The sequence below is a fragment of the Mucilaginibacter sp. P5_A4 genome, from assembly GCF_056400605.1.
The window spans coordinates 1-26,028 of the sequence record NZ_JBFUKX010000046.1 but is presented as its reverse complement, the minus strand read 5'-3'; the positions used below and the strand labels follow the sequence as shown (position 1 = coordinate 26,028).

The window sequence follows — 26,028 nt, the reverse complement described above, 5'->3', positions numbered from 1 at the left end:
GGGCTTAGGACGTTAAACTTAAAGTTAATTTGTATATCCATATTTTTACAAAGCCAATTGCGCTTGTTTGTAATTTATTTTTCCGATAATCGTTTTAGCATTAACAAAAAGCAGATATATTTAACCAACCTAAGGATATATCTCCATTAATTATAAAACAAAACCGATGAAAAAAATCTTACTGAGCCTGATGGCTATCCCTGCCCTGCATTTTGCTGTATTGGCCCAAACCAAGCCATTGTTTGATGGTAAAACAACCACCGGCTGGCATACTTATTTAAAAACCGGCGCAGGCGCATGGAAAGTTGTAGACGGCGCTTTACAGCTTGACCCCAAAGCCGAACAACAGGGCGACCTGGTTACCGATGCTGAATATGAAAACTATGAGCTAACCCTGGAGTGGAACATCACCAAAGAAGGTAACAGCGGAATTATTTTTGGCGTTCATGAAGATCCTAAATTTAGTGAGACTTATGTTACCGGTGTTGAGATGCAGGTGCTTGATAATAAAGATGCCAGCGACAATAAAAAAGCCAACCACCTTGCCGGTTCGCTATATGACATGAAAGCCCCGTCAAAGGATGTTGCAAAACCTGCCGGCGAGTGGAATAAAGTTAAGCTGCGTAAAAAAGACGGTCACCTTACTTTTTGGCTAAACGGAACCAAAATAGTTGAAACCCAGATAGGCAGCGATGAGTGGAAACAACTTATTGCCAACAGCAAATTTAAAACATGGACAGATTTTGCCGCATACCCTAAAGGCCATATCGCTTTGCAGGATCATGGGCATGTGGTATCGTTCCGCGATATATCAATTAAACAATTATAAAATTTTTAACATAGATATACTTTACGCATAGCGTTCAATATATTTATACCAATAATTCCATTCAATGAATGCATATATAAACCGTGCATTTTTCCTGTATTACACAAAGGATATTTTTGAGATAATATGAACGATCTACAAATTAAAAAGTCATCGGAAACCTACGATGTGGTAATTGTTGGTTCGGGTGCCGGTGGGGGCATGGCCGGTTATGTTTTGGCCAACGCCGGTATTAAGGTGCTGATGCTTGAGGCGGGCGTCTACTTCGATCCGCAGAAGGATTCACAACAACTGAAATGGCCCTGGGAATCGCCGCGCCGCGGTGCGGGTACAACCCGTCCGTTTGGCGATTTTGATGCTGCTTATGGCGGCTGGCAAATTGATGGCGAGCCATACACCACAAAAGATAAAACCGAATTTTACTGGTTCCGTTCGCGGATGCTGGGCGGGCGTACCAATCACTGGGGGCGGATCTCGTTGCGTATGGGCCCGCGCGATTTCCAGGCCAAAGATGGCCTTACAGACGACTGGCCAATAACCTATGACGATGTAAAGCCCTATTATGATAAGGTTGACCGCATGATTGGTATTTATGGCACAAAAGAAGGTTTAGAGAATGAGCCGGATGGTATTTACCTGCCACCGCCCAAACCAAGGCTTAACGAGTTGTATATTGTAAAGGGGGCTAAAAAGGCCGGAGTAACTATCATCCCGGGTCGTGGTTCGGTGCTAACAGAGGCTTTACCGGGAAATAAAGACCGTGGCGCATGTTTTTTCTGCGGACAATGTGGCCGTAGCTGCAAGGTTTACGGCGATTTTTCGGCCTCATCATGCCTGGTTATTCCGGCTGTAAAAACCGGGAATTTAAAAGTGATCACCAATGCTATGGTACGCGAAGTGATCACCAATAAAGAGGGGTTGGCTACCGGCGTATCCTATGTAAACAGGGAGGATCTGCAGGAGTACCAGGTAAATGCCAAAACGGTTATTCTGGGTGCAAGTGCGGGTGAATCGGCCAGGATCCTGCTCAACTCAAAATCAGCAGAACATCCGGGTGGCCTGGCCAATAGCAGCGGTGTTGTGGGCCGTTACCTGCATGATTCGACCGGCTCAAGCGCCGGAGGTTTCCTGCCGCAGTTAATGGATCGCAAACGATATAATGAGGATGGCGTAGGCAGTGTGCACATTTACTCGCCATGGTGGCTTGATAATAAGAAACTTGATTTTCCGCGTGGTTACCATATTGAATATGGCGGTGGCATGCACATGCCATCATACGGTTTTGGCAGCGGCATTCACAACATGAACGGTGTTGTACCGGGCCGCGATGGTAAAATGAAAGAAGCCGGTGGCTACGGCGCATCATTAAAAGACGATTACCGCCGTTTTTACGGAACCCAGTTTGGTATGGCTGGTCGTGGTACTGCCATAGCACGTTATGATAACTATTGTGAAATAGACCCTAATGTGGTTGATAAATATGGCATCCCCGTATTGCGCTTCCATTACAAATGGGCCGATGATGAGATTAAGCAAGCAAAGCACATGCAGGAAACCTTCCAGGAAATTATGCACAATATGGGCGGTGCCATTTATGGTGGTCCGCAAGGTCCCGAAACCAATTACGGTTTAGAGGCTCCTGGTAAGATTATCCATGAAGTAGGTACCATACGCATGGGTAACGATCCTAAAAAATCGGCCTTGAATAAATGGTGCCAGGCGCATGATTGTAAAAACCTTTTTGTGGTTGATGCCGCGCCGTTTGTACAACAGGGCGATAAAAACGCTACCTGGACCATCCTTGCCATGTCTATGCGTACCGCGGAATATATATTACAGCAAAGAAAAGCACTAAACGTTTAACAAGCAAATCCATAAAATATCATGAACAGACGTGACTCCCTTAAAGCATTAGGCTTTACCACACTTTCGGCAGGATTATTACTGGAAGCCTGTAAACCCGGTACCCCCAAAACAGAAGAAGCAGCCCCGGCAGCGGCCGAAGCAGAAGCCGGACGCCAGCCTTATGAGCTTGAACGCGATAAAAAGCTGCATGCCGACAAGTTTTTCACTGCGGCAGAAATGGCAACTATTACGGTGTTGGGCGATATTATTATCCCTAAAGACGCAAAATCGGGTAGCGCATCTGATGCCAAAGTGCCCGATTTTATCGAGTTTATTGTGAAGGATATCCCGGATCATCAAACCCCCATGCGCGGCGGCCTGCGCTGGCTTGATCTGCAATGCCTTAATCGCTATGGTAAGGTTTTTACCGATTGCAGCAAAGCCCAGCAAATTGAGCTGGTAGATATGATAGCCTATCCCAATAAAGCCAAACCCGAAATGGCGCAGGGTGTAGCATTTTTTAACCGCATGCGCGATTTAACCGCATCGGGTTTTTATACCACAAAAATGGGTATTGACGATGTTGGTTTTGTTGGTAACAACATTAATAAATGGACAGGCGTACCTGATGATGTATTAAAGCATTACAACATGCAGGATGTAAAAGCCGGTGTTTAATACTAACAAAAAAGGCCGTCTCATAAGTGATTATGAGGCGGTTTTTTGTTGGGTTAGTTTTTTTGCGGCTATCCAGGGAAATCGCTTTTAAATATCTATAATATTTTTTGGCTAAAGCCCTAACTCATTTCTGTCAATTTAACCGTTGGCTGAAGCCCAACGGCAATGATTTAAGGACTGATCCCGTTTAAGGTAGCTTAAAAGTTCATTGCCGTCCCTATTTATGGGACGGTAGCGAAGGAATAAAAAGCGGCTTCAGCCAAAATTTGCCATGCAGATATTTTAAAAGCGATTGTCTGTCCGGCTACCAGATCAAGTAAAAAAGGTTGAGGTTTTTTTTACTAAATTTATCCCAGCCTGTAGTACGTCAGTTATACTAACCAGAAATAAACCTAATTATCACGCAAATGCTTAAAACACGTGTATTTTGCCTTTTGCTTTGTTTTTTATTAATAGCAGAGGCCAAAGTGTGGGCCCAGGCATTACCTGATCCGATTGTTAAAAAAGTCAATTCTATTTTTGAATACTGGAACAAAACTCAAAGTCCCGGTTGCGTAGTAGGCATTGTCAGAAACGACACACTTATTTTCTCCAAAGGATATGGCATGGCAAATTTGGAATATGCTATACCCAACTCACCAGAAACTGTATATCATTTGGCATCAGTGTCTAAACAGTTCACGGCCTATGCTATTGTTTTACTGGCACAACAAGGTAAGCTTAACCTGGACGACGATATCCGTAAATATCTGCCATGGTTCCCAAATCTAAAGCAAAAAATAACTATCCGTAATTTGCTAAATCATACAAGCGGAATAAGGGACCAGTGGCAACTGCTCGGCATTTCGGGAACCAGGATTGATGATGTGATCACCCAGGAACATATCATTAAAATTTTAAGTAAGCAGCAGGCACTTAATTTTAACCCCGGCGACAAATTCATTTACTCCAACAGTGGATACACCTTACTGGCGGAAATTGTGAAAGCAATATCCGGCCAGTCACTAAGAAAATTTACAGACTCGGCGATATTTAAACCTTTGGGAATGGCCAGTACTCATTTTCATGATGATTATACCGAGATAGAAAAGAACAGGGCATACGCTTACGACAGAAAAGACAATACCAGTTTTAGCAATAATATTTTAAGCTATTCTACCGTAGGCCCCACCAGTCTTTTTTCTACTATTAATGACCTGGCCAAATGGGCTATGAATTTTTACGATACCAGGGCCGGAAATCAACAATCCATATTACAGCTTACCCAAAAAACCAAACTAAATGATGGAACTGTACTGGATTATGCTGCGGGAATTATTTCTGCAAATTATAAAGGGTGGAAACAATACCAGCACGATGGGGCAGATGCCGGTTACCGTACCTATATTACCGTTTTCCCCGAACTGAAAATGGGTATTATTGTTTTAAGTAATTTGAGTGAAATATATGCCCGGGAAAAAGCCGGCCAGATTGCAGAGCTTTTGATTTCGGAAAAAACAGCCATGCCAAAGTTGGAAGAAAAGAAAAGGGATGCAAAAATACCTGCTGCGGAGCTGCCTTTTGTAGAAAAACAACAAGGGGATTATTTTAGTAACGAAGTGAACATGACAATGAGTTTGATACTTAAAAATGATAGTTTGTATCAACGCATGGGAACCAATACGAATGATTACCTGCTGACAAGAGAAGCGAAAAATACTTATTCTATTTTTTATGTTCCCGGTATTAAATTCAACTTCAATCAACAATCAGGAGATCACGATTTGACCATGAATACGCCGGGTGATGCGTACCGTTTTACCAGATTACCAAACAAAATGCAAGCTGACGATAAAAGTTTGCTGGCCTACACCGGTATTTATTATAGCCCCGAATTAGATTGTGCTTATAAAATAATATTAAAAGACCATCAGCTTTATTTAACCAATAACAAATATAACGACACGAAGCTGACGCTATTTGGCCCCGACCATTTGCTTAATGACACATGGTATATGAAACACCTTTTAGTCACCCGGAATAAATCAAAGCAAATTACAGGTTTTGAGGTGGATAGCTGGCGGGTAATGCATTTGAAGTTTGTTAAAATTAAAGCACCGTGATTGCTACGTAGCCGGAAGTTTTTTTACACAGTTTAAATACCTGCCATTATTGTTTTACAGCGTTCAATATCGCACAACACTGTCCACATACGAACATATTTATAATAGGAGCCTATATAATTTATTGATTGTTAGTAAGTTAAATACTGGCTTTGTATTTGAAGCGGGATTAGTTATGCACCTATATTTAATCACTCATATGAAGACTTTACGTTTATTTTTTGTGTTAATGGCATTGGCTTTAAGCCAGGCATGTGTTTATGGGCAGGATGATATCAATGATAAAATAAAGCAGGTTGAATCTAATTTAATCAGCACCATACAATTCAAAGATGAACCCCCCAAAACTTTACAGGAGCGAATGGCTTATTACAAAGTACATGGATTAAGCCTGGCCGTGATTCAAAACTATCATGTACTTTGGGCAAAGGGCTACGGATTGGCCGACGAGAGTTTAAAAATACCTGTCACCCCGCAAACACTTTTTCAGGCCGCTTCCATCAGTAAATCTATCAATGCTGTAGGCGTTCTGAAACTGGTTCAGGAAAAAAAAATAGACTTATATGCAGATATTAATAGCTATTTAAAAAGCTGGAAATTTCCTTATGATAGTCTTGCTAAAGGTAAAAAAATAAATATGGCGAACCTGTTAAGCCACACAGGCGGATTAACGGTTCATGGTTTTGGAGGTTATGAACCGGGTCAGCCATTGCCATCAGTTGTTCAGATATTAAATGGACAAAAGCCGGCAAATTCCGACCCAATTCGTTCAATGTATGAACCTGGTTTAAGGTCGGAATATTCTGGTGGAGGTATTACCATTTCTCAAATGATAGTTATGGATGTTACCCGCCAGCCATATGCAGATTATATGAAAAAAAATGTACTGCAGCCTTTGGGCATGACCTCCAGTACCTATACACAACCCCCGACTGGTGTAACGCCCTCTTTGTTATCTACAGGGTATGATACAAATGGAAAGGCAATTCCTGGTAAATACCATATTTATCCCGAGCAGGCGGCTGCCAGTTTGTGGACAAATCCAACAGATTTGGCTAAGTATATTATTGAAACACAATTGGCTTACGAGGGTAAGTCGGCAAAGGTATTGGATCAGCAAACTACAAAGCTCAGGTTAACTCCCTTCCAAAATGCCAACGCGGCTTTGGGCGTATTTATTACAACCACTAATGTAGATAGTACAAAATACTTTGAACACGGGGGGGCAAATGAAGGCTTCAGGTGCCAGTATTACGGAAGCCTTAAGGATGGTAATGGTATCGTTGTTATGGTTAACTCGGATAATAGTGAAATTATGCAGGAGGTGGTTAATAGCGTTGCCAAAGTTTACAACTTTAAAGGCTTGCTTTTAAATACCGTAAAAACATTGGTTAAGGTTAGTGATTCGGACCTGGAGAGCTATACAGGCCAATACGCACTTAAACCCGACTTTATAATAACCTTAAGCAGGGATGGGAACCAATTGTACGCACAACCTACAGGTCTGCCTAAATTTCCTATCTATCCCGAAGCGCAGAATAAATTCTTCCCTAAAAATTCCCTTTCCGATTTAGAAGTAATTAAAGATGCTACAGGAAAAGTAACTTCGGTTATCCTCTATCAAAACGGGCAGAAGAACGAGGCAAAAAAAATTAAATAAAAGATGTTATTAAAGCCATATGAAGTTTCGCAAACTTCATATGGCTTGTTGTTTTATTTATTAATTTATTTAGCGTCCGTTATCAGCTTTATCGCCTCATCAGCAGCTTTTATGGAGGTATCATCCTGCAGTTTTTCGCTGTGTGCTTTAATATCGGTAATCAGCTTTATGGTAAGGTCGCCGGCACCGATGGATTTGTATTTTATGCCCAGGTCTTTAAGCTCGTTAATGCCTTCCCGGGCGTGCTCTGGTTTATCCACGCGGGCAGCCATCGCGCCAAATTTTCTTACGGTATTAAATTTTCCCTGCGGGGTGGCATCTTCAAACTGTTTCAATACAAAAGGCCAATGTGTATCGTTTCCGCTGGTGCTGTAGATATTCATAATAGCAACTGTAAGATCGCCTTTATTGTCTTTTTCAAACCCTTTAGCCAAAGTCATGGCCTGCACAGCATCTAACAGTCCAATAGCATTTAATGCCGCGCCCTGTATGGCGTACGACTGGCTGCTTAGCGCCTGTTTAAATATATTCATATTACCGGGAGCCTTTAAACTACCTAAGGCGGTAATAGCCGCGGCACGCACTAAAGTGTTATCATCAGTTTGGGCCAATGATACCAATATAGGCAAGGCAGCATTGCGCATAGCATCATTATCAAGTTTTACTGTTCTGATGGCTTTGTTACGCAAGCCATAATATTTATCCTTTAAAGCTGCAATCAAAATTTTCTGTGCATCCTTTTCTCCTTGTTTATTGGCGGCAGCATTAATGGCCTCCTGCCTGTCTAAATAAAGCGGTGCATTAAAGTATTGGAAAGCAAATTCTTCCAGGGATTTGTGGTCGGTTTTTTTGGTCAATAGTATTTTATCACCATCAACATTCACCAGGTCGGGTTTTGACGCCAGCTTAAAGGTAAGGGTATCATTCTGATCGTTCATCCATACTTTGTGGCGTGTTTTTTTGCCCCCTGTGTATATATCAATGGCCATTGGCAATTTAAAGATCTGTCCGTCCTGGCTTTGCTGCAGGTAAACGGTTTGGGTTTTGGTTGCATCATCCCATTTGTAGCTGATATCAAGTATTGGGTGACCGGCGCCATAATACCATTGGTTAAAATACCAGTTAAGGTCGAGCCCGCTGGCCTGTTCAAAGGCTAAACGTAATTGCTGGGCTTCGCCATTTTTAAAGGCGTTGGTTGTAAGGTATATATTTAACCCTTTAAAGAAAGCGGCATCACCAAGATAGTTGCGCAGCATGTTTAAAATCCGGCCGCCTTTTTGGTAGGTAACTGCATCAAAAACATCTTCCTTATCGGCATAATGAAAACGTACCAGGTTTTTTGTGCGGCCATCGGGCGATCTTAAATAGGTTTGCATATCAATATAGTTATGCTCATCGGCCACATCTTTACCGTATTTATGCTCGGCCCAAATGGTTTCGCTAAAGTTGGCGAACGATTCGTTCACGGTAAGGTTGCTCCAGCTTTCGGCAGTAACATAATCGCCAAACCACTGGTGAAAAAGCTCATGCACTATAGTGCTGCGGCCATCGTTGTAATAAGCATCCAACAGCTCGCGTGCTGTACCCTGTACATAAGCACCATGCAGGGTAGCTGTGGTGTTTTCCATAGCGCCGCTCACATAATCGCGCACTACAATTTGCGAATACTTGTTCCATGGGTAATCAACCCCTAAAGTTTTGGAATAAAACTCAATGGCTTCGGGTGTAAAGCCAAAAATTTCTTTTGCGTATGGCGCGTATTTAGGCTCCAGGTAATAACTCACTTCTTTATTGCGCCATTTATCTTTATAGATCTTAAAATCGCCAACTGCCATCATAAACAGGTATGGCGAGTGCGGCAGCTCCATTTTCCAGGTATCGGTACGGGTGCCATCAGCATTTTTCTTTTGCGATGCCAGCCTGCCGTTTGATAGGGTGACGTATTTGGCAGGTACGGTCATGCTGATCTCTTCGGTAGTTTTCTGGCCGGGTTTATCAATGGTAGGGAACCAGGCCGATGAGCTTTCGGTTTCGCCTTGTGTCCATATCTGGGTTGGCTTATCCTTTTCGGTACCATCGGGGTTTATAAAATACAGGCCCCGGGCATCATTTATGGCAGCGCTGCCTTTTGCTTTAAGTTCGTTTGGTTTTGATGTGTAATCTATATAAATGGTGTAGCTTTCATTGTTATGATAAACCTTATCCAGTTTAATGGCTACGCTCAGGCTATCCTCATAGGTAAATTTAAGCGGGATGTTTTTACCGTTTTTTACTACCGAGATATTTTTCAGGTCCATACCCTTGGCATCAAGTCTAAGGCTGTCGGTTGGGTAAAAATGAGGTTTTAAAGTAACCCATTCTTTACCATACATATAGCGTTTTTTATAGTCGAAACGTACATCGAGTTTGGTGTGCACCAGGTCGTTAACCTTTTTGGGTGTTTCGCGGTAAATTTTTAGAGCAGGGTCTTCTGGTTGGGTCGCTTGCTGCGCTTGTGATGAGGTGAAAGCTGCTGTAAGCATACAGGATAGCAGCAATGTTGAAATTGGTTTCAGATCAGTCATATATTAGTTGATAGTAAGCCCGGTCGGGATGAAATTTAACAATTATACATCCGCCGGGGCCAAAAGTTTTTAGTCCTTAAAGTATGTAAGACGCTCCTAAACAATTTATGTTACCCCCGATGTAAATTATTATTTGCTATGGTTGAATGCCTTTTTCGCCAGGCGCTAATGCCGAAGAGTATCTCTGCCATTTTTACTGCTTTTAAATAAAATGTAACTTGTTGATTATCAAGTGTGGTAGTGTTCCGCAAGAGGCTGTGTACGACAAAGCTTGTCGTAGATAAATTCATTTAATGTATTGATAGTTAATAGTTTATACGGATTTTTGAAAATAACCTGCAAGGTTATACTTAAAGGCGAAACACCATAAACGCCAGTACATCGGTTTAAAAAAACGGATAATTAAATAATTAGCTCGATATTTATTTACAAAAATTATAAATAAACGCATTTAAGAAGACGAGCTTAAAACAACGCTATTATGAAAGATATGCCTGTAACTGTTAAACGTTCTATTGAATTACTTGGCATCTTTTTAATAGGGGCTCTTATTGTTATCGGGCATACGATAATTATGCCCCTGTTGATGGCATTTTTCTTTAGCCTGGTGTTATTGCCGGTATTCAGATTTTTCAGGAAGCTAAAAGTGCCGGAAGGCCTTGCTATTCTGTTGCCGATAATTTTATTAACCGTTGTAGTGGCATTGCTCATCTGGTTGTTTACCAGCCAGGTAGGTTCTCTTTTGGATGATTTTCCGCAAATACAGCGAACTGTAACCAAGCACCTTGATAATTTAAGTACCTGGATCAGCAATTCGTTTGGATATTCTCCGGCAGAGCAATTGAAATTCATTAACGCACAAAGCAAAAAACTATTCAGCTCCTTAGGGGGCATTTTGAGCGGAGCGGCAGGGTCCTTATCGGGTGTAGTTATATTTATAGGATTATTGCCTATTTATATTTACCTCATCATATTATACCGGAACCTGTTTGTTAAATTTATTTTAATGTGGTTTAAGCCGGATGAACATCAAAATGTAGAAGAAGGTATACGGCAGACAGAAAAGATGGTGAAAAGCTACCTGATAGGATTGCTGATACAAATAACCTATATCGTTATCCTGCTGGGTGGAGCGTTAATGATTTTTGGGATTCAAAACGCCCTGCTTATAGGCATCATCTTTGCATTCCTGAACCTTATACCGTACCTGGGGGCATTAATAGGCAATATTTTGGGTGTGCTGATAACACTTGCATCGTCAGAAAATATTGTTGATATCCTGATTGTGCTGGGGGCTATCTCTTTTGTGCAGTTGCTTGATAATAATATACTGATGCCGCGAATTGTAGGCTCGCAGGTAAAAATTAACCCGCTTACTTCCATTGTAGGTATTATAATTGCAGGTACCATGACTGGCGTTTCGGGTATGTTCCTGGCGATGCCGCTGCTCTCGGTTTTAAAAATAGTGTTCGACCGTTCAAAAAATTATAAACAATGGGGTTTGTTGCTGGGTGACGAAAGACCTGTTAAAAGCCCTATGAAAATTTAGAAATCAATATATGAAGATAGCATTAGCCTCGCCGCCATTTCCCAAATCAATAAATGATGGCTTATCCTGGGTAGAAAAACTTGCAGGGGAAGCTGCACTGGAACAAGCAGAAATTATCTGTTTTCCGGAGTCATACATTCCTGGGTACCCCGCAAAGGAATTTGAAGTAGAAGAGCGCTCGCCCGAAAAGTTGCAGGAGGCCCTGAAAAAAGTTTGCGAAATAGCCGCTGAACATGCCATAGCGATTATTATACCTATGGATTGGTACCTGGGGGATGAGCTTTTTAATTTGGCCTACGTTGTATCAAACACCGGCGCGATATTGGGATACCAGACAAAAAACCAGCTGGACCCAACAGAAGATAATATATGGATCCCCGGAACGGAGCGCAATATTTTTGAGGTGAATGGTGTAAAATTTGGCATTACCATTTGCCATGAAGGCTTCAGGTACCCCGAATTGGTACGATGGGCGGCTATGCGTGGCGCCAAAATAGTTTTTCATCCGCATTTTTCTGGAAGCGATACCCAGGGCGTGCGGCTTGTAGAATGGGGAAGTAAAAACAATCCCTATTACGAAAAGGCTATGATGATGCGGGCAATGGAAAACACCATTTATTTTGCAAGCTCCAACTATGCTACCAGGTATCCCGAGTCAGCTACATCTTTGATAGCTCCCGACGGGCATTGTATTGCCTATCAGCCATATGGAGAAACAGGCGTATTGGTAGCCGAAATTGATATTGACAAGGCAACCGGTTTACTGGCAAAAAGATTTAAGCCGGAATTAGTTAATACGCCAGGTATTCTGTAAACACCTGCTGCATAAAAGCTTTGCCGTAAAGCAGGGTTTTATCCGTGTAATTTTGCGGGATATTTTTGTTTTGGATAAAGCTTATCCTTGAGCCGGCATTATCAAATGTAACGGCCTGCTTGGGTAGCATAAAGCCCAGGCCATTATCCCAATCAAAAAACGCGAAATCCTGTGTATAGGGATTCAACAGGTTTTTCGACCACTTAAATTGCCGGTGGGGTAGGTTTAGTTGTGCCAGCAGGGTGGCGGCTATATCTGTTTGGTTGCCTAACTTGTTTATTTTCATGCCCCTGTATTCGGGTTTTATGGCATCGCCAAAAAACAATAAGGGGATATGATATTTTTTGGGTTCATAGGGTTCGGAGGCATTGAGCGGTAATCTGTGCCCATGATCGGCAACCAAAACAAACAAGGTATTTTTGTACCAGTTGTGTTGTTTTGCCTCATCAAAATACTGTTTCAGGCTGGCATCTGTATAGTATGCTGTACTCCTGAACTTATTGCCCAGGTCATCACCGGGGAAATGCGGAGCAACCGGCAACTCAAAAGGCTCGTGATTGCTTAAGGTTTGTACGTAGCTAAAAAATGGCTCCCGCTGCCTGTTGAGGTAGTTGATATTCTTCTTTAGCAAAATATCATCGTGGGCGCCCCATTTTGAGTTCATTTCTTTAGCCTCAAAGTTTTTTTTATCAATAAGGTGGGCAATTTTATGGCTTAATAAATAGGCTTTAAAATTCATGAACTCGCTTTCGCCGCCATAAAAGTAGGAGGTATTATAGCCCTGATCTGCAAAAATATTGCTCAGTGTTGGCAGGCGTTCCTGTTTCTCGTTATCTATCACGATGGTTCTGGTAGCCTGTGATGGGAACGCGCTTAAAATAGCAATGATCCCTTTGTCAGTACGGTCGCTGGCTGCATAAACATTATCAAACAAAACGCCCTGTTTTATAAAATCCTCAAAGTTTGGTGCATCGCCTTTTTCTCCTCCCAGCGATGCTATCAGGTCGGCTGTAAAGCTTTCCAGCTGAAAGATCACAATATTAGGCCGGTTGGTGGTAAGGATATGTATAGTACTGTCTTTTTTTACAGCATACATGCTATCAACCAAAGCCGAAGCTTTTTGTGCAGGCATAAACAGGTAGGGGTTACCCGGTGACTGTACGTTCTCCACCACATTTTGAATCAGGTTCCATTGGGTGTTCAGGGCACATTGGTTGAGGATGGGCTTTGCAGAAAAATAGGCATTACTCTGGCTTATAGGCGCAAGCTGTAATCCGCCGCGGATTATCAGCAGGTTTAAGCCCAAAAGCAGTATAATGATAAATGGCTTAGCTATCACAGGGGCTTTGGGCTTTTTAAATTCAAAGTCGATGATATATTTTGACAGGAAAACACCGGTAATGAACACCGCCACCATGATAATAAAGCTCAAAAAAATGGGTGACGAACTGGCTGCCGCAAAAGCTTCGGATGGGGCATTAAAAAAAACGTCAAATGCCCTGAAATTTACTTTGGTACCCCACTCCCGGAATATATTGAGATCAACAACCGTAACGAACGAAATTATAAAAATGCACAGGTAAACATAAAACCTTGGCCATTTTGCTTTGATATTATATTTAGTGAACCAGTTGACGCTAAAAACAAGCAGGGGGATTACACTAATGTACGCCGCCACAGATGCATCCATGCGGATGCCATATAAAAAGGTTTGCCAGATCTCGTAAAAGCTGATACCGCTTAGCTTGCCCTGGAAATATATTTCAAATACTATGCGGGTTAGTATGGATAATAGGATCCAAAAGAAAAGGAAACGGCAAAAACTAAAAAGACTTCTTAACATTGGGTTTCAAAAATAGTTATTTAAACCTGATGTTAAGATGTATTTAATGCAAGGTTAATGAAATATTAAATTGTACTGACATGCAATGCTTTAAGTGTATTACGCATCCCGTTTATCCCCTCTTTGATATTATAATAAAGCCCCGTTTGTGTTAGGTTTCCTGTTAAAATCTATAAGGGCTTTTTCTATATTTGGGAAACTCATCCTACATAATGAAAATACTACACAAATCCCTGTTGGTTATTGGCCTGTTTTTTAGTGTTAGCACGTTTGCACAGCATCAACCGGTAAATATGCAATATGTTGTTTCAATGGAAAAGGCGGCTGATCAGCTTTATCATGTTGAGCTAACAAATAAAACACCGGGGAAGGTGCTTGATTTTAAAATGTGCGCCTGGACACCTGGTTACTACCAGCTCATTGATTTTGCCGCCGCCGTACAAAACTTTAAAGTAGCCGATGGCAAAGGCACAAACTTAAAGTGGATAAAAGCTTCAGAAAATACCTGGCGTGTTTATAATAACACTGCCGGCGCGGTTAAAATTTCATACGATGTAAAAGCTACCGTACCCTTTGTTGGCAATATTTACCTGGATGAAACCAGGGGATATATTACCCCCGGCGGGTTGTTTATGTACCTGGATAAAGAATTACATCATCCGGTTACTATAAAAATGAACCCGTACAGCAAATGGAATGCTATGGTTGCAACAGGTTTGGATACTGTACCAGGTAAATATCACTTGTATAAGGCCGATAATTTCGACGTGTTATATGATAGTCCCTTTTTGATGGGACAACTTGAAGTATTGCCACAATTTACTGTTAAAAACAAACCCCATAGCTTCATTGGTTACCAGCTGCCTGAATTTGACAGGCAGGGATTTATGGATGATTTAAAAAAAATAGTTGTTGCAGGCAGCAACATTATTGGTGAAATACCTTATACGCATTATTCCTTTTTATCAATAGGCGGCGGTGGCGGCGGTATCGAACATTTGAACTCATCGTCGCTGAGCTTTAGCGGGGGCGAGGGATTTAATTCGCCCGAAGCAAAAAAAAGGCTGTACAACTTTATTGCCCACGAGTATTTTCACCATTATAACGTTAAGCGCATAAGGCCAATTGAACTGGGACCGTTTGATTATTCAAAAGAGAATCATACCAACATGCTTTGGGTATCTGAAGGGTTTACAGTTTATTATGAATACCTGATAGTGAGGCGCGCCGGTTTAATGACCGGCGAAGATATGCTGAACGATTTTCAAAACAATATTAAAAACTACGAAAATAAGCCGGGGCATTTTTACCAATCGGCTACACAGGCCAGCTACAACACCTGGAACGACGGGCCGAACGGGCGCGTAAATGAAGACATTAATAAAACGATATCTTATTACGACAAAGGCCCCGTACTTGGCTTAATGCTTGATTTTAATATTCGCCATGTTACCAAAAACAAGAAAACGCTTGATGATGTAATGCGCCTGCTTTATTACAAATATTACAAAAAGCTTAAACGCGGCTTTACCGAACAGGAATTCAGGAATGAATGCGAAAAGATGGCCGGTGCACCAATGCCCGAGCTATTTGAATATGCCTCGACTGTTAAACCACCCGATTATCCCAAATACTTCGCTTATGGCGGATTATTAATAGATACCAATGCCACTATTACCTATAACTCCTGGGCGGGTATTAATGTAAGGGAACAGCGCGATACGCTAAAGATAACCACGGTTGAACCCAATTCGCCGGCATGGAATAAAAATGTAAGGGGAGGAACATCCATATTAGCGATTGATGGTAAACCGGCAACGCAGCAATTGCTTTACCAAACGTTTGAAGCAAAGAACACCGGTGATACAATAGCGCTTACATTACAAAAAGGCGGAGTAAAACAAGATGTAGCCATTGTGTTGGGCTCCAAAAAAGAGAAAACCTTTAAAATAAGCCCCCTCTCCAATCCCGACCCGTTGCAGGCTGCTATTTATAAAAGCTGGATTGGTAGGTAAGGGCGTAACACAGCCGGCGACCGTGGTTCATCATATTACTTATGAACACGGTCGCCGGCCAGGGCAGAAGATCCGGCAAAACTTTTTGATCAGGTTGTGCTTACGTACACTGTTTTAAGTGCATCACACATCATCATTATCTCCTCTTCGGTGTTGTAATAATGTACCGATGCCCTCACATTACTGGCCAGGTGGTTTTTATTCATATAAATGAGTGTTGATATGGCTTTACCTACAGATACGTTAATGTTGTTTTCGGCCAGGGTGCTTTTTACTAAACCACTATCCATTCCCTTTACCGAAAACGTTACAATACCAGATTGCTGATCACCAAAATCATGAACCGTTAGGCCATCAATATCTGCAAGTTGCCGACGCATTAAATTAGCCAGGTATTGCACGCGCTGCCAGATCCTGTCGACCCCGATGTTCAGGGCATATTCAACGGCTTTACCCAGGCCGAGTGTAATGGCGCGGTTTTTTTCGTACAATTCAAAACGCCGGGCGTCGTTTCTTAGCTGAAAATTATCAAGGCTAACCGATGGGGCGCTAAAACCATCCATAAACAGGGTATTCAGTTTGTCCTGTACCTGTTTGCGTACAAATAAAAAACCGGTTCCCCTTGGTGCCCGCAGGTATTTACGCCCGGTTACTGCTAACATATCGCAGCCAATCTCCTCCACGTTTAAGGGGATTTGCCCGGCGCTTTGGCACGCATCAACAAGGTATAATACCTCGTGTTTGCGGGCTATTTTGCCAATCTCCACAATCGGGATCATCCCGCCTGCGGTTGAAGGGATCTGCGTCATGGCTATCAATTTAGTCTTTGGCGAAATTGCCTGTTCAAAAACATCCAGCGGAAAATTGCCCTGTGCATCGTTCGGTATTATTTTAAGGCTTACACCCAACTTTTTTTGAGCGTTTAAAAACCCGATGATATTGGTTACATATTCCATTTCGCAGGTAATAATCTCATCGCCGGGCTTGAAGTCTATCCCGTTAAAAGCTATTCCCCAGCCGGTGCTTGCATTTTCAACAAGGGCAATTTCGTCCTTACCGGCATTAATGAGGCGGGCTATCAGCTCATAGGTATTATCTAATTGATCCTTGTATTTATATTCGGTTTCGTAGCCGCCATAAATTGCTTCTTCATGTAAGTAATTAACAACCGTTTCAACCACTACATCGGGCGGTAAAGATGCTCCCGCATTATTAAAATGGATCCTCTCGGCTGTTCCTTTGGTTTCGGCTCTTATTTGCTGTATTTCCTGTTCGCTTATAGGGCTAAGTTGCATCGTATTTTAGTTTGATGTGTAAAGTATGTTAATGTTAAAAATTAATCTCCATCATAATATCGGCACGGCCATAGGTGCCGGGCGTAACCGGTATTTCTGTAAAGCCTAATTTGTGATAAATGTGGATTGCGTTTTTTAGTACGCGGCTCGAAAACAGGATGAGTTTTTTAACACCCATTTCCCTCGCTTTATCAATACCCGACTGGCATAAAAACTGACCGGCACCACCACCATGATAAGCCTTATCAACAGCCATTTTGGTAAGCTCATAAACACCATCTTCAATAAAGCGCAAACCTACTGTGCCAATAATAGTATCGCCTGCTGCTGCAAAATAAATTTTACCACCTCGTTTTAACATGGCTTCGTCGGGGTTTTCTAAAACCCATTTGTCCAGTGCTTCAACCACAAAAAATTCTTCGAGCCATGCTTTGTTGAATTTTTCAAAGTACGACTGATACTTTGGCTGATAATCAATTAATTGAAGTTTCATTTTTTTAATAAATTTTGATCATTACAAAGTAAAAGCATCTGCATGTAGCAAAACAGATTCAGATTTGTTAATTTTGACCATAACAGATTTTAAAATGGAGAAATTGATTACCATGGTTAATGATGATTTTTTATATGCGCAGATAGCTGCCCGTATTGAAAAGCAGATAAAACAGAAACTGTTAAAACCGGGTGATAAGCTGCCATCAGTAAGGGCGTTAAGCCTTGAGCAGGGTATCAGCATCAGCACTTCATACAAAGCTTATGTAGAACTGGAAAACATGGGCATGATAGAGGCCAGGCCAAAATCGGGCTATTACGTTAAGTTTTCGCCGGCAAGACTGACCAATGCACCCGAAACCAAACCTCCGCTGAAAAAGATTGAGCAGGCCACGGTTACCCAGATGATAGCTATGGTTTATCAAAACATGAGTGAGGAAAGTGTTATACGTTTGTCGCGCTCATCGCCGCCACTAAACCTCATTCCAATGGCTAAGCTCAGTAAGTCCATGATGGAATCTATCCGTAAAAGCCCTACGGGCAATATCAATTATGAAAATTTGCAGGGCAATATTTCGTTGCGCAACCATGTGGCCAAAAACGCTTTTAACTGGGGCGGCAACATAACCGGCGACGATGTGGTAACCACGCAGGGTTGTCTTGAAGCCCTGATATTTTGCCTGCGGGCGCTTACCAAACCGGGCGATACCGTTGCCATTGAAAGCCCTACCTTTTTCGGGATCTTTAATATAATGCTCAGCCTTGATCTGAAGGTGCTGGAGATCCCGGTTAATCCTGATACGGGTATTGATATTGATTACCTGGCCGAGGCTATGGATAAAGTGGATATTAAAGTATGCCTGTTTGTAACCAACTTTAGTAACCCGGTAGGCAGCTGCATGCCCGATGATAGTAAACAGCGATTGGTTAAATTAATAACAGAAAGGCAGATCCCTTTAATTGAGGATGATATTTATGGCGAAATATATTTTGGCAAAAGCCGCCCGCGTACCTGTAAAAGTTATGATACCGAAGGCTGGGTGCTGTTATGCTCATCAGTTTCCAAATCAATTGCGCCGGGCTACCGGGTAGGCTGGTGTATACCGGGCAGGTTTAAAGACCAGGTAATTAACATCAAAATGATGCATACCATCAGCTCGGCCACACCCACCCAGGCCGCTGTTGCTCATTTTTTTGAAACAGGCCGGTATGATTTGCATATGCGCAACCTGCGTAAAACATTATATACCCAAAGCCTGCGTTATACCCAGGCCATTGTTACCCATTTTCCGCCGGGCACCAAAATAAGCCAGCCCCAGGGAGGCTATGCCCTGTGGATTGAGTTGGATAAAAATATTGATGCATTTGAGCTTTACCAGCTTGCCATTGCCCAAAACATCAGCATAGCTCCCGGACAAATTTTTAGCACCGATGCCCGCTTCACCAATTTTATCCGTATTAGTTTTGGTTTAACCTTTGACGACGTGGTGGAGCATAGCTTTAAAGTTTTAGGGGATTTGATAAGACAATTGGGATGAAACGGTACCCCGGTTTCAACTGTCGTCAAAAGATCATAAAAACGGTAATTATATAACCGCTTACACAAACGGGGTATCTTTGCGGCTTATTTAATAATTGACCGGAAAAAAGAGCTTTGGATAGCCCTTTCCAGCCGGTCGGTAAATTTAATTAATATGTACTCAACGCTTTCTGTGCCAAAAACAATTAAAGAACGGCACCAGGGTATTGCCAATTTACTGGCTTTTGCATTAATCCCACTTTCGGGCTTCGCGACTGATATATACATTCCGTCGTTACCTACCATGGCTGCCGAATTGCATGTGAGCAGTATTCAGGTGCAGCTTACTTTAACTTTGTTTTTAATAAGCTATGGCATTACGCAACTATTTATTGGCAGCGTACTGGATAGTTTTGGCCGGTACAATATAAGCCTGGTGTGCCTGGTGCTTTTTGCTGTTGCCAGTATTGTTATAGCTACCTCAACCAATATTTATGTAATATACCTCATGCGGATAGTACACGGTATTACCGTAGCCGGTGTAATTGTTTCCAAGCGCGCTTATTTTATCGATCTGTTTTCGGGCGAAAAGCTGAAGCATTACCTTAGCATGTTTTCCATCATCTGGTCTACCGGGCCAATTGTAGCGCCTTTTGTTGGCGGGTACCTGCAAACCGGTTACGGGTGGAAATCAAACTTTTACCTCCTGGCCATATTTGCTGCAGTATTCGTGGTTTTGGAGCTGGTCTTCAGCGGCGAAACGTTGAAAAACTTTTCGGCATTCCATATCAAAAAGATCGGCAGCATTTATGCGGACATGATCAAAACCACCAGTTTTACCCTCGGGCTTATTATGTTGGGACTTGCGTACTGTATGGTGATGATCTATAACATGACAGGCCCTTTTATCATAGAGCATACTTTACATCTGTCGCCGGTAGTGGCCGGCTATAGTTCGTTGGTATTGGGCATAGCCTGGCTTATAGGGGGGCTTATCGGTAAAGCCACCATCAACAAACCGTTTTTTAATCGAATGGTGGTTAACCTTACCCTGCAGGTAATATTTGTAATAGTAATGCTGATAAGCATGAGGTATATAGCCAATTTATATACCATCATATTTTTCGCTTTTATAATCCATATAGCGGCAGGATATACTTTTAATAACTTTTTTACCTATTGCTTAAGCCGCTTCCCTAAAAACGCCGGTATAGCCAGCGGACTTTCGGGCGGGATAAATTATGTTATCGTATCGTTTTTTAGCTATGGCATTGTTTTTCTGCTGCCCGCTAAAGATGAACATAACCTGGGTTACAGTTATTTTGTACTGATAATGCTATCGGTTATAGTGATGCTGATATTAAAACTGAAGAAGGAGTTGCTGAGCGAAGGAGTATAAACCATCAGGTTTTTACCATTGCCAGTACAGCCGGTTCTGTATCCGGCCTTTTCTTTTTAGGTTTTTTGTTGCGTTTGCCCCACCATATTAAAAAGCCGGTAACAGGCAGCGATGCACATACCAGGCTTGCCAAAAAAGCCAGTATTTGCGTACCCGGCCCATATAAACGACCCGTATGGATGTACAGGTTTGAGTTGCGCCATTTCATGCCCAGCGTTTTTTTGCTGTGTGGTATAGCTGTTACCAGTTTGCCGGTGCGGCCATCAAAAAAATAGTAACTGATACCATTCCAGCCATCGCTGCGGTGTTTTAAGTATACAAATGCCATCACCATCTTATCTTTCCCGTTGGGTATATCCAGCCCAATTTGGGTCCAGTCGCCATTTAATTGTTTGAGCAGGTTGTGATGGATGATGTCCATTTTATTCAGGGTTGAATCGGCTGTGCTGATAACCGGCAATACACGCGAAAATTGGGGCTTTTCCTTTGTGCCAAGCATATTATAAATGCCCTTTTCCCACCATTTGAATGACCATACCAAACCAGTTACAGCAATAAGTATGGCAATGGGCAAAACATAAAATCCCAGGCTGTTATGCACATCATAATTTACCCGTTTAAACCTGGCATTCCATTTTATGGTGATGCTTTGTTTAAACTGCCTGTAATTTTTAGGCAGCCAGAGTATAAAGCCGGTGATCATCATCAACAGAAAAAGCAGTACACAGCTGCCAACAATAACACTGCCCACCGGCTTTACCAGTAACAGTTGACGGTGCAGCTGTTCAACAATGTTAAAAAACTCGTACCTGAAATCGATAATGCCTAAAACTTTGCCGGTGTACTGGTTTACATAAACGTAATCATAGTACTCAAACTGGCTGAAATACCACAGCGTGATCTTTTTTTTATCATTCACTTTAAAACCCGAAAACACAATGCTTTTATCATCTTCGGTTATTTTAATACTGCTGAGCTTTTTATGGGGGCCAACTGCTTTTTGTGCAATAGCAAGTAATTCAGAAACCGGCCTTGCGGGGCCGGTTTTCTGAACGCTTACTATATCCTTGTGTATAAAATCAAATATTTCTTTATCAAACACGTAGATGCAGCCCGTTACCGAGACGATAACTACTACTATACCAGTTACCAGGCCAACCCACAAATGCAGCCAGCCGGTTAGCTTTTTAAACTTTGATTTTGCCATTACAAGGTATATCCAAGCGTAAGCAAATAGTTCCTGGGTGCACCGGGGAACAGCCTTATATAATCATATCCGCCTACCCAATACTTTTTGCCGGTAATGTTGTTGGCATTAAACTGTAGCTGAACTTTACCAATATTATAAAATAGCGCGGCATCAACCAATATGTAATCAGGAATGCTTTGGGTAAGGTTGATGGATAGTGTGCGTTTATCAATGTAGTTGGCGCCCAAACCTATGCCCAGTCCGCTAAATGCGCCGCGTATAATATTATACCTCGTCCAGATGTTGGCCATGTTTTTAGGGGCGTTCGGTTTTTGCAGACCTACCTCGGCGGCAACACCACTTTCGGTAATTTTAGCATCATTATACGCATATGAGGCCAGCATGCTCCAGTTTGGCAGTATGCGCCCGGTAATATCAAACTCAAACCCCCGTGAACGTTCTTTGCCAACCGGCCTTAACAGGTCTGGCTGATTGGCCACACCTGCGTTGTAAAGGGTGTTTTTTTGCTCAATCCGGTAAACAGATGTCGTGATGGATAGTCTGTCGTCCAACCAACTGCTTTTGGCGCCCAGCTCAATCATGTTGCTGGTAACCGGGGCAAATGGTCCGCCGGCATTGGGGTTGGCAATGGTTGCCGCGGTTTGCGGGTTATACCCCATTACATAAGTACTATAAATATTGATGTTTTTGGTAGCGGTATATACTAAGCCAAAGCGGGGCAGCCATGCGCTGGAGTGCGTTTTTTGTTGTGTTGAAGTGGCATAATTTGCAAAATCGGTATAATACTCGTAGCGGACGCCGGCCAGTGCCTGCAACCGGCCCAGCTTTAACTGATCCTGTACATACCCGGCATTAAGGTAGTAATAGGTTGGGTTAAGCACGTTTTGCGAAAAAAGCGCCTTGCTGTCGTCCTGTAAACGTTGCGAGTTGATGGCATTATTTAAATCAAATGAAGGTACGTTGGCAACCGGGTTACCCTTTGTATCCCGTAAATACTTTAAACTGTCTTTTACCACATAGTTGGCAATAGTACCGGTGTTGGATGCATTGCGATAGCCCGAAGCGGTGAGTTGTGACGCGCCTACCGGCATTTTTTCGCTGCCATAATCATAGCCTGCTACAATTTTATGTTCGATAGGGCCTGTTTTGGCGTTGTAATTAACGTAACCGCTAAAATTGTCAATGTAGCGTTTTCGCTTGCGCTGAAATATCTGCATAGCTACCAGGTTAGGAATATCATTGCCCAGCTTGTCTTTGGCATAGGCATTGGCGCTGCGGTGTTCAAGCAGGTCCTCGCTGTACCCGGTTTTTGAGTAAGCGGCATTAAAGCTCAGGTTGTTATTAAACTGGTGATTTACCGATAAGGTAACAATATATGTCTGCTCGTTCAAAAAATCATTGGCGGCACTTAATGCCAGTGATTGTGGGGTTGAGTACAGATCGTTGCCGATTACAGACTGACCCCGATCAAGCCTGCTGCGCGAGCTGTTGTAAACCATATCGAAATTAATGTGTGTTTTTGGCGACGCGATGAACGATAAAGAAGGTGCAATGATCACGTTTTTATCAAACTGCAGATCGCGGAAAGAGTTGGCATCTTCATACCCTAAATTAAGACGGTATAGCAAGGTGCTATCTTTGTTTGCAGGACCTGTAAAATCGGCCAATCCTCTGAATGTGTTAAAACTGCCTAACGAGAAACTCAGGGTTCTGCGGGTTTCGTTCAGCGGTTTTTTGGTTACACGGTTAACCACACCTCCGGGACTTGCATTGCCATACAGGGCAGATGATGGACCTTTCAGCACTTCAACACGCTCCAGGTAATTTGTTAAGGGCTGTTTCCAAAACCCGGTACTGGTGCGCAACCCGTTTAAAAGCTGGGTATTGCTTTGACCGTTAACACGAAAGCCCCTGATGGTAAGGTCATCATAAAAAGTGAACTGCGAAACACCGCTAAAGTTTTTAACTACATCGCCAACACGTACTGCACCTTGGTCGGCCATCAGTTCTTTACTGGCGTAGGATACAGATTGCGGCAAATCTTTAATATCAGTTTCGGTTTTGTTGCCTATAAAAGTGGCTTTGGTTTTATAGGTTTTTTCTTTACGCCCAATTATTTCCACCTGCTGCAGTGAAGCGGCATCTTCGTGCAAAACAACATTTTCGTCAATGACAGTTCCCGGGGCAATAACAATTTGCTTGCTGATCTCTCTGAAGCCCACAAAGTTGTAGTGTATAGTATACTTGCCGGCGGCTACATCCAGTTTAAAATCGCCTTTATTACCGGCTGATGTAATATAGTTGGTGCCATCAATTGATACGGTTGTGCCTGGCAGTGGTTTATTCTCCTTGTCTTTTACATAGCCCTGTATCGATGCTTTTTGCTGGGCTTGTGTTATAAGGGGAGAGATTACGAGAAGAGCGAAGGAAGCAAGAAGTGTAGTAAGGTTATTCTTCATTGTTATTTTTATTTAGACTGATTATAAACAATGGCAAAAATAGTTTTTATTTAACTAAATGCAAATCCTAAAGAAACCTTTTGGTAATAATTAAGAAAAGGAGGTGAATGGGTGCTATGATGTGTTGCTTTTTGTCCCTGGTGATTATCTTGTAAGGGGACCTTTTAGACGGCTTCCAGCCATCATTCTGTCATCCTGAACGGAGTGAAGGATCTATTCGCAGACTGTACAGGGCGAAGGGGCATGGCGAATAATAGATGCTTCAAACCTTACCCATGACGTGTTTTCAAAAAAACCTTTTTGTCATCCTGAACGGAGTGAAGGATCTATTCGCAGACTTACAGGGCGAAGAAGCATGGCGGAGAGTAGATCCTTCACTGCGTTCAGGATGACAAACCTTTTAAAACGTCATTTCCCCTTCAGAATTTCGCGAAATTTTACCACTCAGCATGGCAAGCGGCTTTTTTTACAAACACGTCATGTGTAGGTACGAAGCAATGGCGATGTATTTTTAAACAGCCTCTAAAAAGCCCTATTCAAAGATCCTTAAATACCTCTTCACCGAAAAATCCATCGCGGCCCGGGCGTCCTTTAAAATATAACGCCCAAAAGCGCCGTACATGGCTTCATAAACTTTTCCGCTTATCGCATTTTGAACCTGTAGTATATCCTTCCTGGGAAGCGGGACAAGATTTGGATAGCTATACATAAACGAAACAGTTTTAAGGTCTGGACTTACCTGTATCACGTCACCAACCAATAACAAACCATCATTTTGCGGACTATACAGCACACTTGCACCAGGAAAATGCCCGCCGCAACGGATCAGCTGGATGCCGTCCCATAAAGCAATTTCCTCTTCGGGCCATAAATGGATAGGCGCGTCCCTGCGTCCCAGCCATTCTTCGTCAAGGGCGTTTATGTATATGGTGGCATCGCCAAAAGCTTTGCTCCACACGGCAATGGTCGAAAAATAATGCGGGTGCGAAAGGGCGATGGCTTTTATGCCGCCCAGGTTATTCACGGCTGCAATGGTTGCCTCATCAATATTGCTGATGCAATCCCATAGGATATTGCCCCCGGGTGTTACCAGTAAATGTGCCCGCTGGTTAATGCCAAAGGCAGGTTCGGTGTAAATGGCATATAAGTTTGGGGCTACCTTTTCAATAATGTTTTTATGCTGATGGTTTAACTCCGCAAGCGTAATCCAGTTCTGGCCTGTAGGATTCACGTATTGGCGGTCATCCTCGCAAATTTTACAATGCAAAGGAGGGGTTGCCGATGGCGGGTATTGTACACCGCAGGTAGTGCAGATATAAGGAGTTAATGGCATGGTAAAGGTATGGTGGTAGAAATAAATGGATTGCTATTGATAGTAATGTTCCCTCGGGGCTATTAGCGTCTTTGCGTGACCTAAGATGCCCGGAAACAATAAACCCCGCCTCAAATTTAATGTTGTGGCGGGGTTTATACAATGTAAGAGGCCGTTTAAAAATAAAAAAACAGACCGTCATTGCCTTTGGTCTAACAAAAGAAAAAACAATAAAGATTGCTGTTGTTAGAATGGGGGGTGCAGGGGGGTGTTAAGAACTAAAAACTTTGTGGAAAACGTTATTGTAAAAGGCAGGGTGAACTTTTGTCATTGCTAGTCTAAAGGACTTAAACTCGTATTAGTTCCCTGCCTTTTATGATTGCCCAAGGCCCAGCTATAATACTTTCTTTGTACCATCAAAGGTTATTGGCAAAAGGCAATCT

Annotated in this window: 17 protein-coding genes; 10 read left to right on the top strand and 7 right to left on the bottom strand. The window is 42.5% G+C overall.

The annotated features are described in order from the left end of the window. Positions 1 to 166 precede the first annotated feature (166 nt). The 5 genes from AC1DQW_RS22125 to AC1DQW_RS22105 all read left to right on the top strand — a co-directional run bounded on the left by AC1DQW_RS22125 (position 167) and on the right by AC1DQW_RS22105 (position 7,114). Positions 167 to 829 carry a 3-keto-disaccharide hydrolase gene (locus AC1DQW_RS22125; RefSeq protein ID WP_477417287.1) on the top strand — a complete coding sequence of 221 codons (663 nt, stop codon included), beginning with the start codon at positions 167 to 169 and terminating at the stop codon, positions 827 to 829. A gap of 126 nt (positions 830 to 955) precedes the next feature. Continuing rightward, entirely contained in the window at positions 956 to 2,692 is a 1,737-nt protein-coding gene (locus AC1DQW_RS22120) for a GMC family oxidoreductase (RefSeq protein WP_477456053.1), read from the top strand. Positions 2,693 to 2,713: 21 nt separating this feature from the next. Continuing rightward, on the top strand, positions 2,714 to 3,352 hold the full coding sequence (locus AC1DQW_RS22115; RefSeq protein WP_477456052.1) for a gluconate 2-dehydrogenase subunit 3 family protein: 639 nt from the start codon (positions 2,714 to 2,716) through the stop codon (positions 3,350 to 3,352). 407 nt (positions 3,353 to 3,759) lie between these two features. After that, the gene (locus tag AC1DQW_RS22110; RefSeq protein WP_477456051.1) at positions 3,760 to 5,454 is read left to right on the top strand and encodes a serine hydrolase domain-containing protein; all 1,695 of its coding nucleotides are present in this window, start codon (positions 3,760 to 3,762) and stop codon (positions 5,452 to 5,454) included. A 199-nt stretch (positions 5,455 to 5,653) separates the two neighbouring features. Further along, the gene (locus AC1DQW_RS22105) at positions 5,654 to 7,114 is read left to right on the top strand and encodes a serine hydrolase (RefSeq protein ID WP_477456050.1); all 1,461 of its coding nucleotides are present in this window, start codon (positions 5,654 to 5,656) and stop codon (positions 7,112 to 7,114) included. 65 nt (positions 7,115 to 7,179) lie between these two features. Here the strand turns inward: AC1DQW_RS22105 and AC1DQW_RS22100 are convergent, their stop codons facing one another. Beyond that, positions 7,180 to 9,678, bottom strand: a complete 2,499-nt coding sequence (locus AC1DQW_RS22100; RefSeq protein ID WP_477456049.1) for a M1 family aminopeptidase — start codon at positions 9,676 to 9,678, stop codon at positions 7,180 to 7,182. 481 nt (positions 9,679 to 10,159) lie between these two features. On the opposite strand from AC1DQW_RS22100, the gene AC1DQW_RS22095 reads away from it, so the two are divergent. Together AC1DQW_RS22095 and AC1DQW_RS22090 are read left to right on the top strand one after the other, a co-directional pair. Continuing rightward, complete coding sequence (locus AC1DQW_RS22095) at positions 10,160 to 11,227, top strand: AI-2E family transporter (protein WP_477456048.1); 1,068 nt, start codon at positions 10,160 to 10,162, stop codon at positions 11,225 to 11,227. A gap of 10 nt (positions 11,228 to 11,237) precedes the next feature. Continuing rightward, on the top strand, positions 11,238 to 12,041 hold the full coding sequence (locus tag AC1DQW_RS22090; RefSeq protein WP_477456047.1) for a carbon-nitrogen hydrolase family protein: 804 nt from the start codon (positions 11,238 to 11,240) through the stop codon (positions 12,039 to 12,041). On the opposite strand, the gene AC1DQW_RS22085 is transcribed toward AC1DQW_RS22090, so the two are convergent. Continuing rightward, entirely contained in the window at positions 12,019 to 13,884 is a 1,866-nt protein-coding gene (locus AC1DQW_RS22085) for an LTA synthase family protein (RefSeq protein ID WP_477456046.1), read from the bottom strand. The two genes, AC1DQW_RS22090 and AC1DQW_RS22085, sit on opposite strands and share 23 nt — an antisense overlap. A gap of 212 nt (positions 13,885 to 14,096) precedes the next feature. On the opposite strand from AC1DQW_RS22085, the gene AC1DQW_RS22080 reads away from it, so the two are divergent. Continuing rightward, positions 14,097 to 15,899 (top strand): M61 family metallopeptidase, encoded by a 1,803-nt coding sequence (locus tag AC1DQW_RS22080; RefSeq protein WP_477456045.1) that lies wholly within the window; start codon positions 14,097 to 14,099, stop codon positions 15,897 to 15,899. Positions 15,900 to 15,988: 89 nt separating this feature from the next. Here the strand turns inward: AC1DQW_RS22080 and AC1DQW_RS22075 are convergent, their stop codons facing one another. After that, positions 15,989 to 17,194, bottom strand: coding sequence for an aminotransferase class V-fold PLP-dependent enzyme (locus tag AC1DQW_RS22075; RefSeq protein ID WP_477456044.1), 1,206 nt, complete (start codon positions 17,192 to 17,194; stop codon positions 15,989 to 15,991). A 34-nt stretch (positions 17,195 to 17,228) separates the two neighbouring features. Then, entirely contained in the window at positions 17,229 to 17,687 is a 459-nt protein-coding gene (locus AC1DQW_RS22070; RefSeq protein WP_477456043.1) for a GNAT family N-acetyltransferase, read from the bottom strand. Between the two features lie 94 nt (positions 17,688 to 17,781). Between AC1DQW_RS22070 and AC1DQW_RS22065 the strand changes: the two genes are divergently transcribed. Both AC1DQW_RS22065 and AC1DQW_RS22060 read left to right on the top strand, forming a co-directional pair. Further along, positions 17,782 to 19,224, top strand: a complete 1,443-nt coding sequence (locus AC1DQW_RS22065) for an aminotransferase-like domain-containing protein (protein WP_477456042.1) — start codon at positions 17,782 to 17,784, stop codon at positions 19,222 to 19,224. Positions 19,225 to 19,380: 156 nt separating this feature from the next. Further along, entirely contained in the window at positions 19,381 to 20,604 is a 1,224-nt protein-coding gene (locus tag AC1DQW_RS22060) for an MFS transporter (RefSeq protein ID WP_477456041.1), read from the top strand. 4 nt (positions 20,605 to 20,608) lie between these two features. On the opposite strand, the gene AC1DQW_RS22055 is transcribed toward AC1DQW_RS22060, so the two are convergent. The 3 genes from AC1DQW_RS22055 to AC1DQW_RS22045 form a co-directional block, all read right to left on the bottom strand. Next, on the bottom strand, positions 20,609 to 21,811 hold the full coding sequence (locus tag AC1DQW_RS22055) for a PepSY-associated TM helix domain-containing protein (RefSeq protein WP_477456040.1): 1,203 nt from the start codon (positions 21,809 to 21,811) through the stop codon (positions 20,609 to 20,611). Further along, a complete protein-coding gene (locus tag AC1DQW_RS22050) occupies positions 21,811 to 24,273 on the bottom strand; it encodes a TonB-dependent siderophore receptor (protein ID WP_477456039.1) in 2,463 nt (820 codons plus the stop codon). Before AC1DQW_RS22050 ends, AC1DQW_RS22055 begins: the two co-directional genes overlap by 1 nt. Positions 24,274 to 24,805: 532 nt before the next feature. Next, positions 24,806 to 25,606, bottom strand: a complete 801-nt coding sequence (locus AC1DQW_RS22045) for an MBL fold metallo-hydrolase (RefSeq protein WP_477456038.1) — start codon at positions 25,604 to 25,606, stop codon at positions 24,806 to 24,808. Between the last annotated feature and the right edge of the window lie 422 nt (positions 25,607 to 26,028).

Coding starts and splice junctions, on each gene's coding strand:
- AC1DQW_RS22125 (WP_477417287.1), top strand. CDS start 167: ATGAAAAAAATCTTACTGAGCCTGATGGCTATCCCTGCCCTGCATTTT.
- AC1DQW_RS22120 (WP_477456053.1), top strand. CDS start 956: ATGAACGATCTACAAATTAAAAAGTCATCGGAAACCTACGATGTGGTA.
- AC1DQW_RS22115 (WP_477456052.1), top strand. CDS start 2,714: ATGAACAGACGTGACTCCCTTAAAGCATTAGGCTTTACCACACTTTCG.
- AC1DQW_RS22110 (WP_477456051.1), top strand. CDS start 3,760: ATGCTTAAAACACGTGTATTTTGCCTTTTGCTTTGTTTTTTATTAATA.
- AC1DQW_RS22105 (WP_477456050.1), top strand. CDS start 5,654: ATGAAGACTTTACGTTTATTTTTTGTGTTAATGGCATTGGCTTTAAGC.
- AC1DQW_RS22100 (WP_477456049.1), bottom strand. CDS start 9,678: ATGACTGATCTGAAACCAATTTCAACATTGCTGCTATCCTGTATGCTT.
- AC1DQW_RS22095 (WP_477456048.1), top strand. CDS start 10,160: ATGAAAGATATGCCTGTAACTGTTAAACGTTCTATTGAATTACTTGGC.
- AC1DQW_RS22090 (WP_477456047.1), top strand. CDS start 11,238: ATGAAGATAGCATTAGCCTCGCCGCCATTTCCCAAATCAATAAATGAT.
- AC1DQW_RS22085 (WP_477456046.1), bottom strand. CDS start 13,884: ATGTTAAGAAGTCTTTTTAGTTTTTGCCGTTTCCTTTTCTTTTGGATC.
- AC1DQW_RS22080 (WP_477456045.1), top strand. CDS start 14,097: ATGAAAATACTACACAAATCCCTGTTGGTTATTGGCCTGTTTTTTAGT.
- AC1DQW_RS22075 (WP_477456044.1), bottom strand. CDS start 17,194: ATGCAACTTAGCCCTATAAGCGAACAGGAAATACAGCAAATAAGAGCC.
- AC1DQW_RS22070 (WP_477456043.1), bottom strand. CDS start 17,687: ATGAAACTTCAATTAATTGATTATCAGCCAAAGTATCAGTCGTACTTT.
- AC1DQW_RS22065 (WP_477456042.1), top strand. CDS start 17,782: ATGGAGAAATTGATTACCATGGTTAATGATGATTTTTTATATGCGCAG.
- AC1DQW_RS22060 (WP_477456041.1), top strand. CDS start 19,381: ATGTACTCAACGCTTTCTGTGCCAAAAACAATTAAAGAACGGCACCAG.
- AC1DQW_RS22055 (WP_477456040.1), bottom strand. CDS start 21,811: ATGGCAAAATCAAAGTTTAAAAAGCTAACCGGCTGGCTGCATTTGTGG.
- AC1DQW_RS22050 (WP_477456039.1), bottom strand. CDS start 24,273: ATGAAGAATAACCTTACTACACTTCTTGCTTCCTTCGCTCTTCTCGTA.
- AC1DQW_RS22045 (WP_477456038.1), bottom strand. CDS start 25,606: ATGCCATTAACTCCTTATATCTGCACTACCTGCGGTGTACAATACCCG.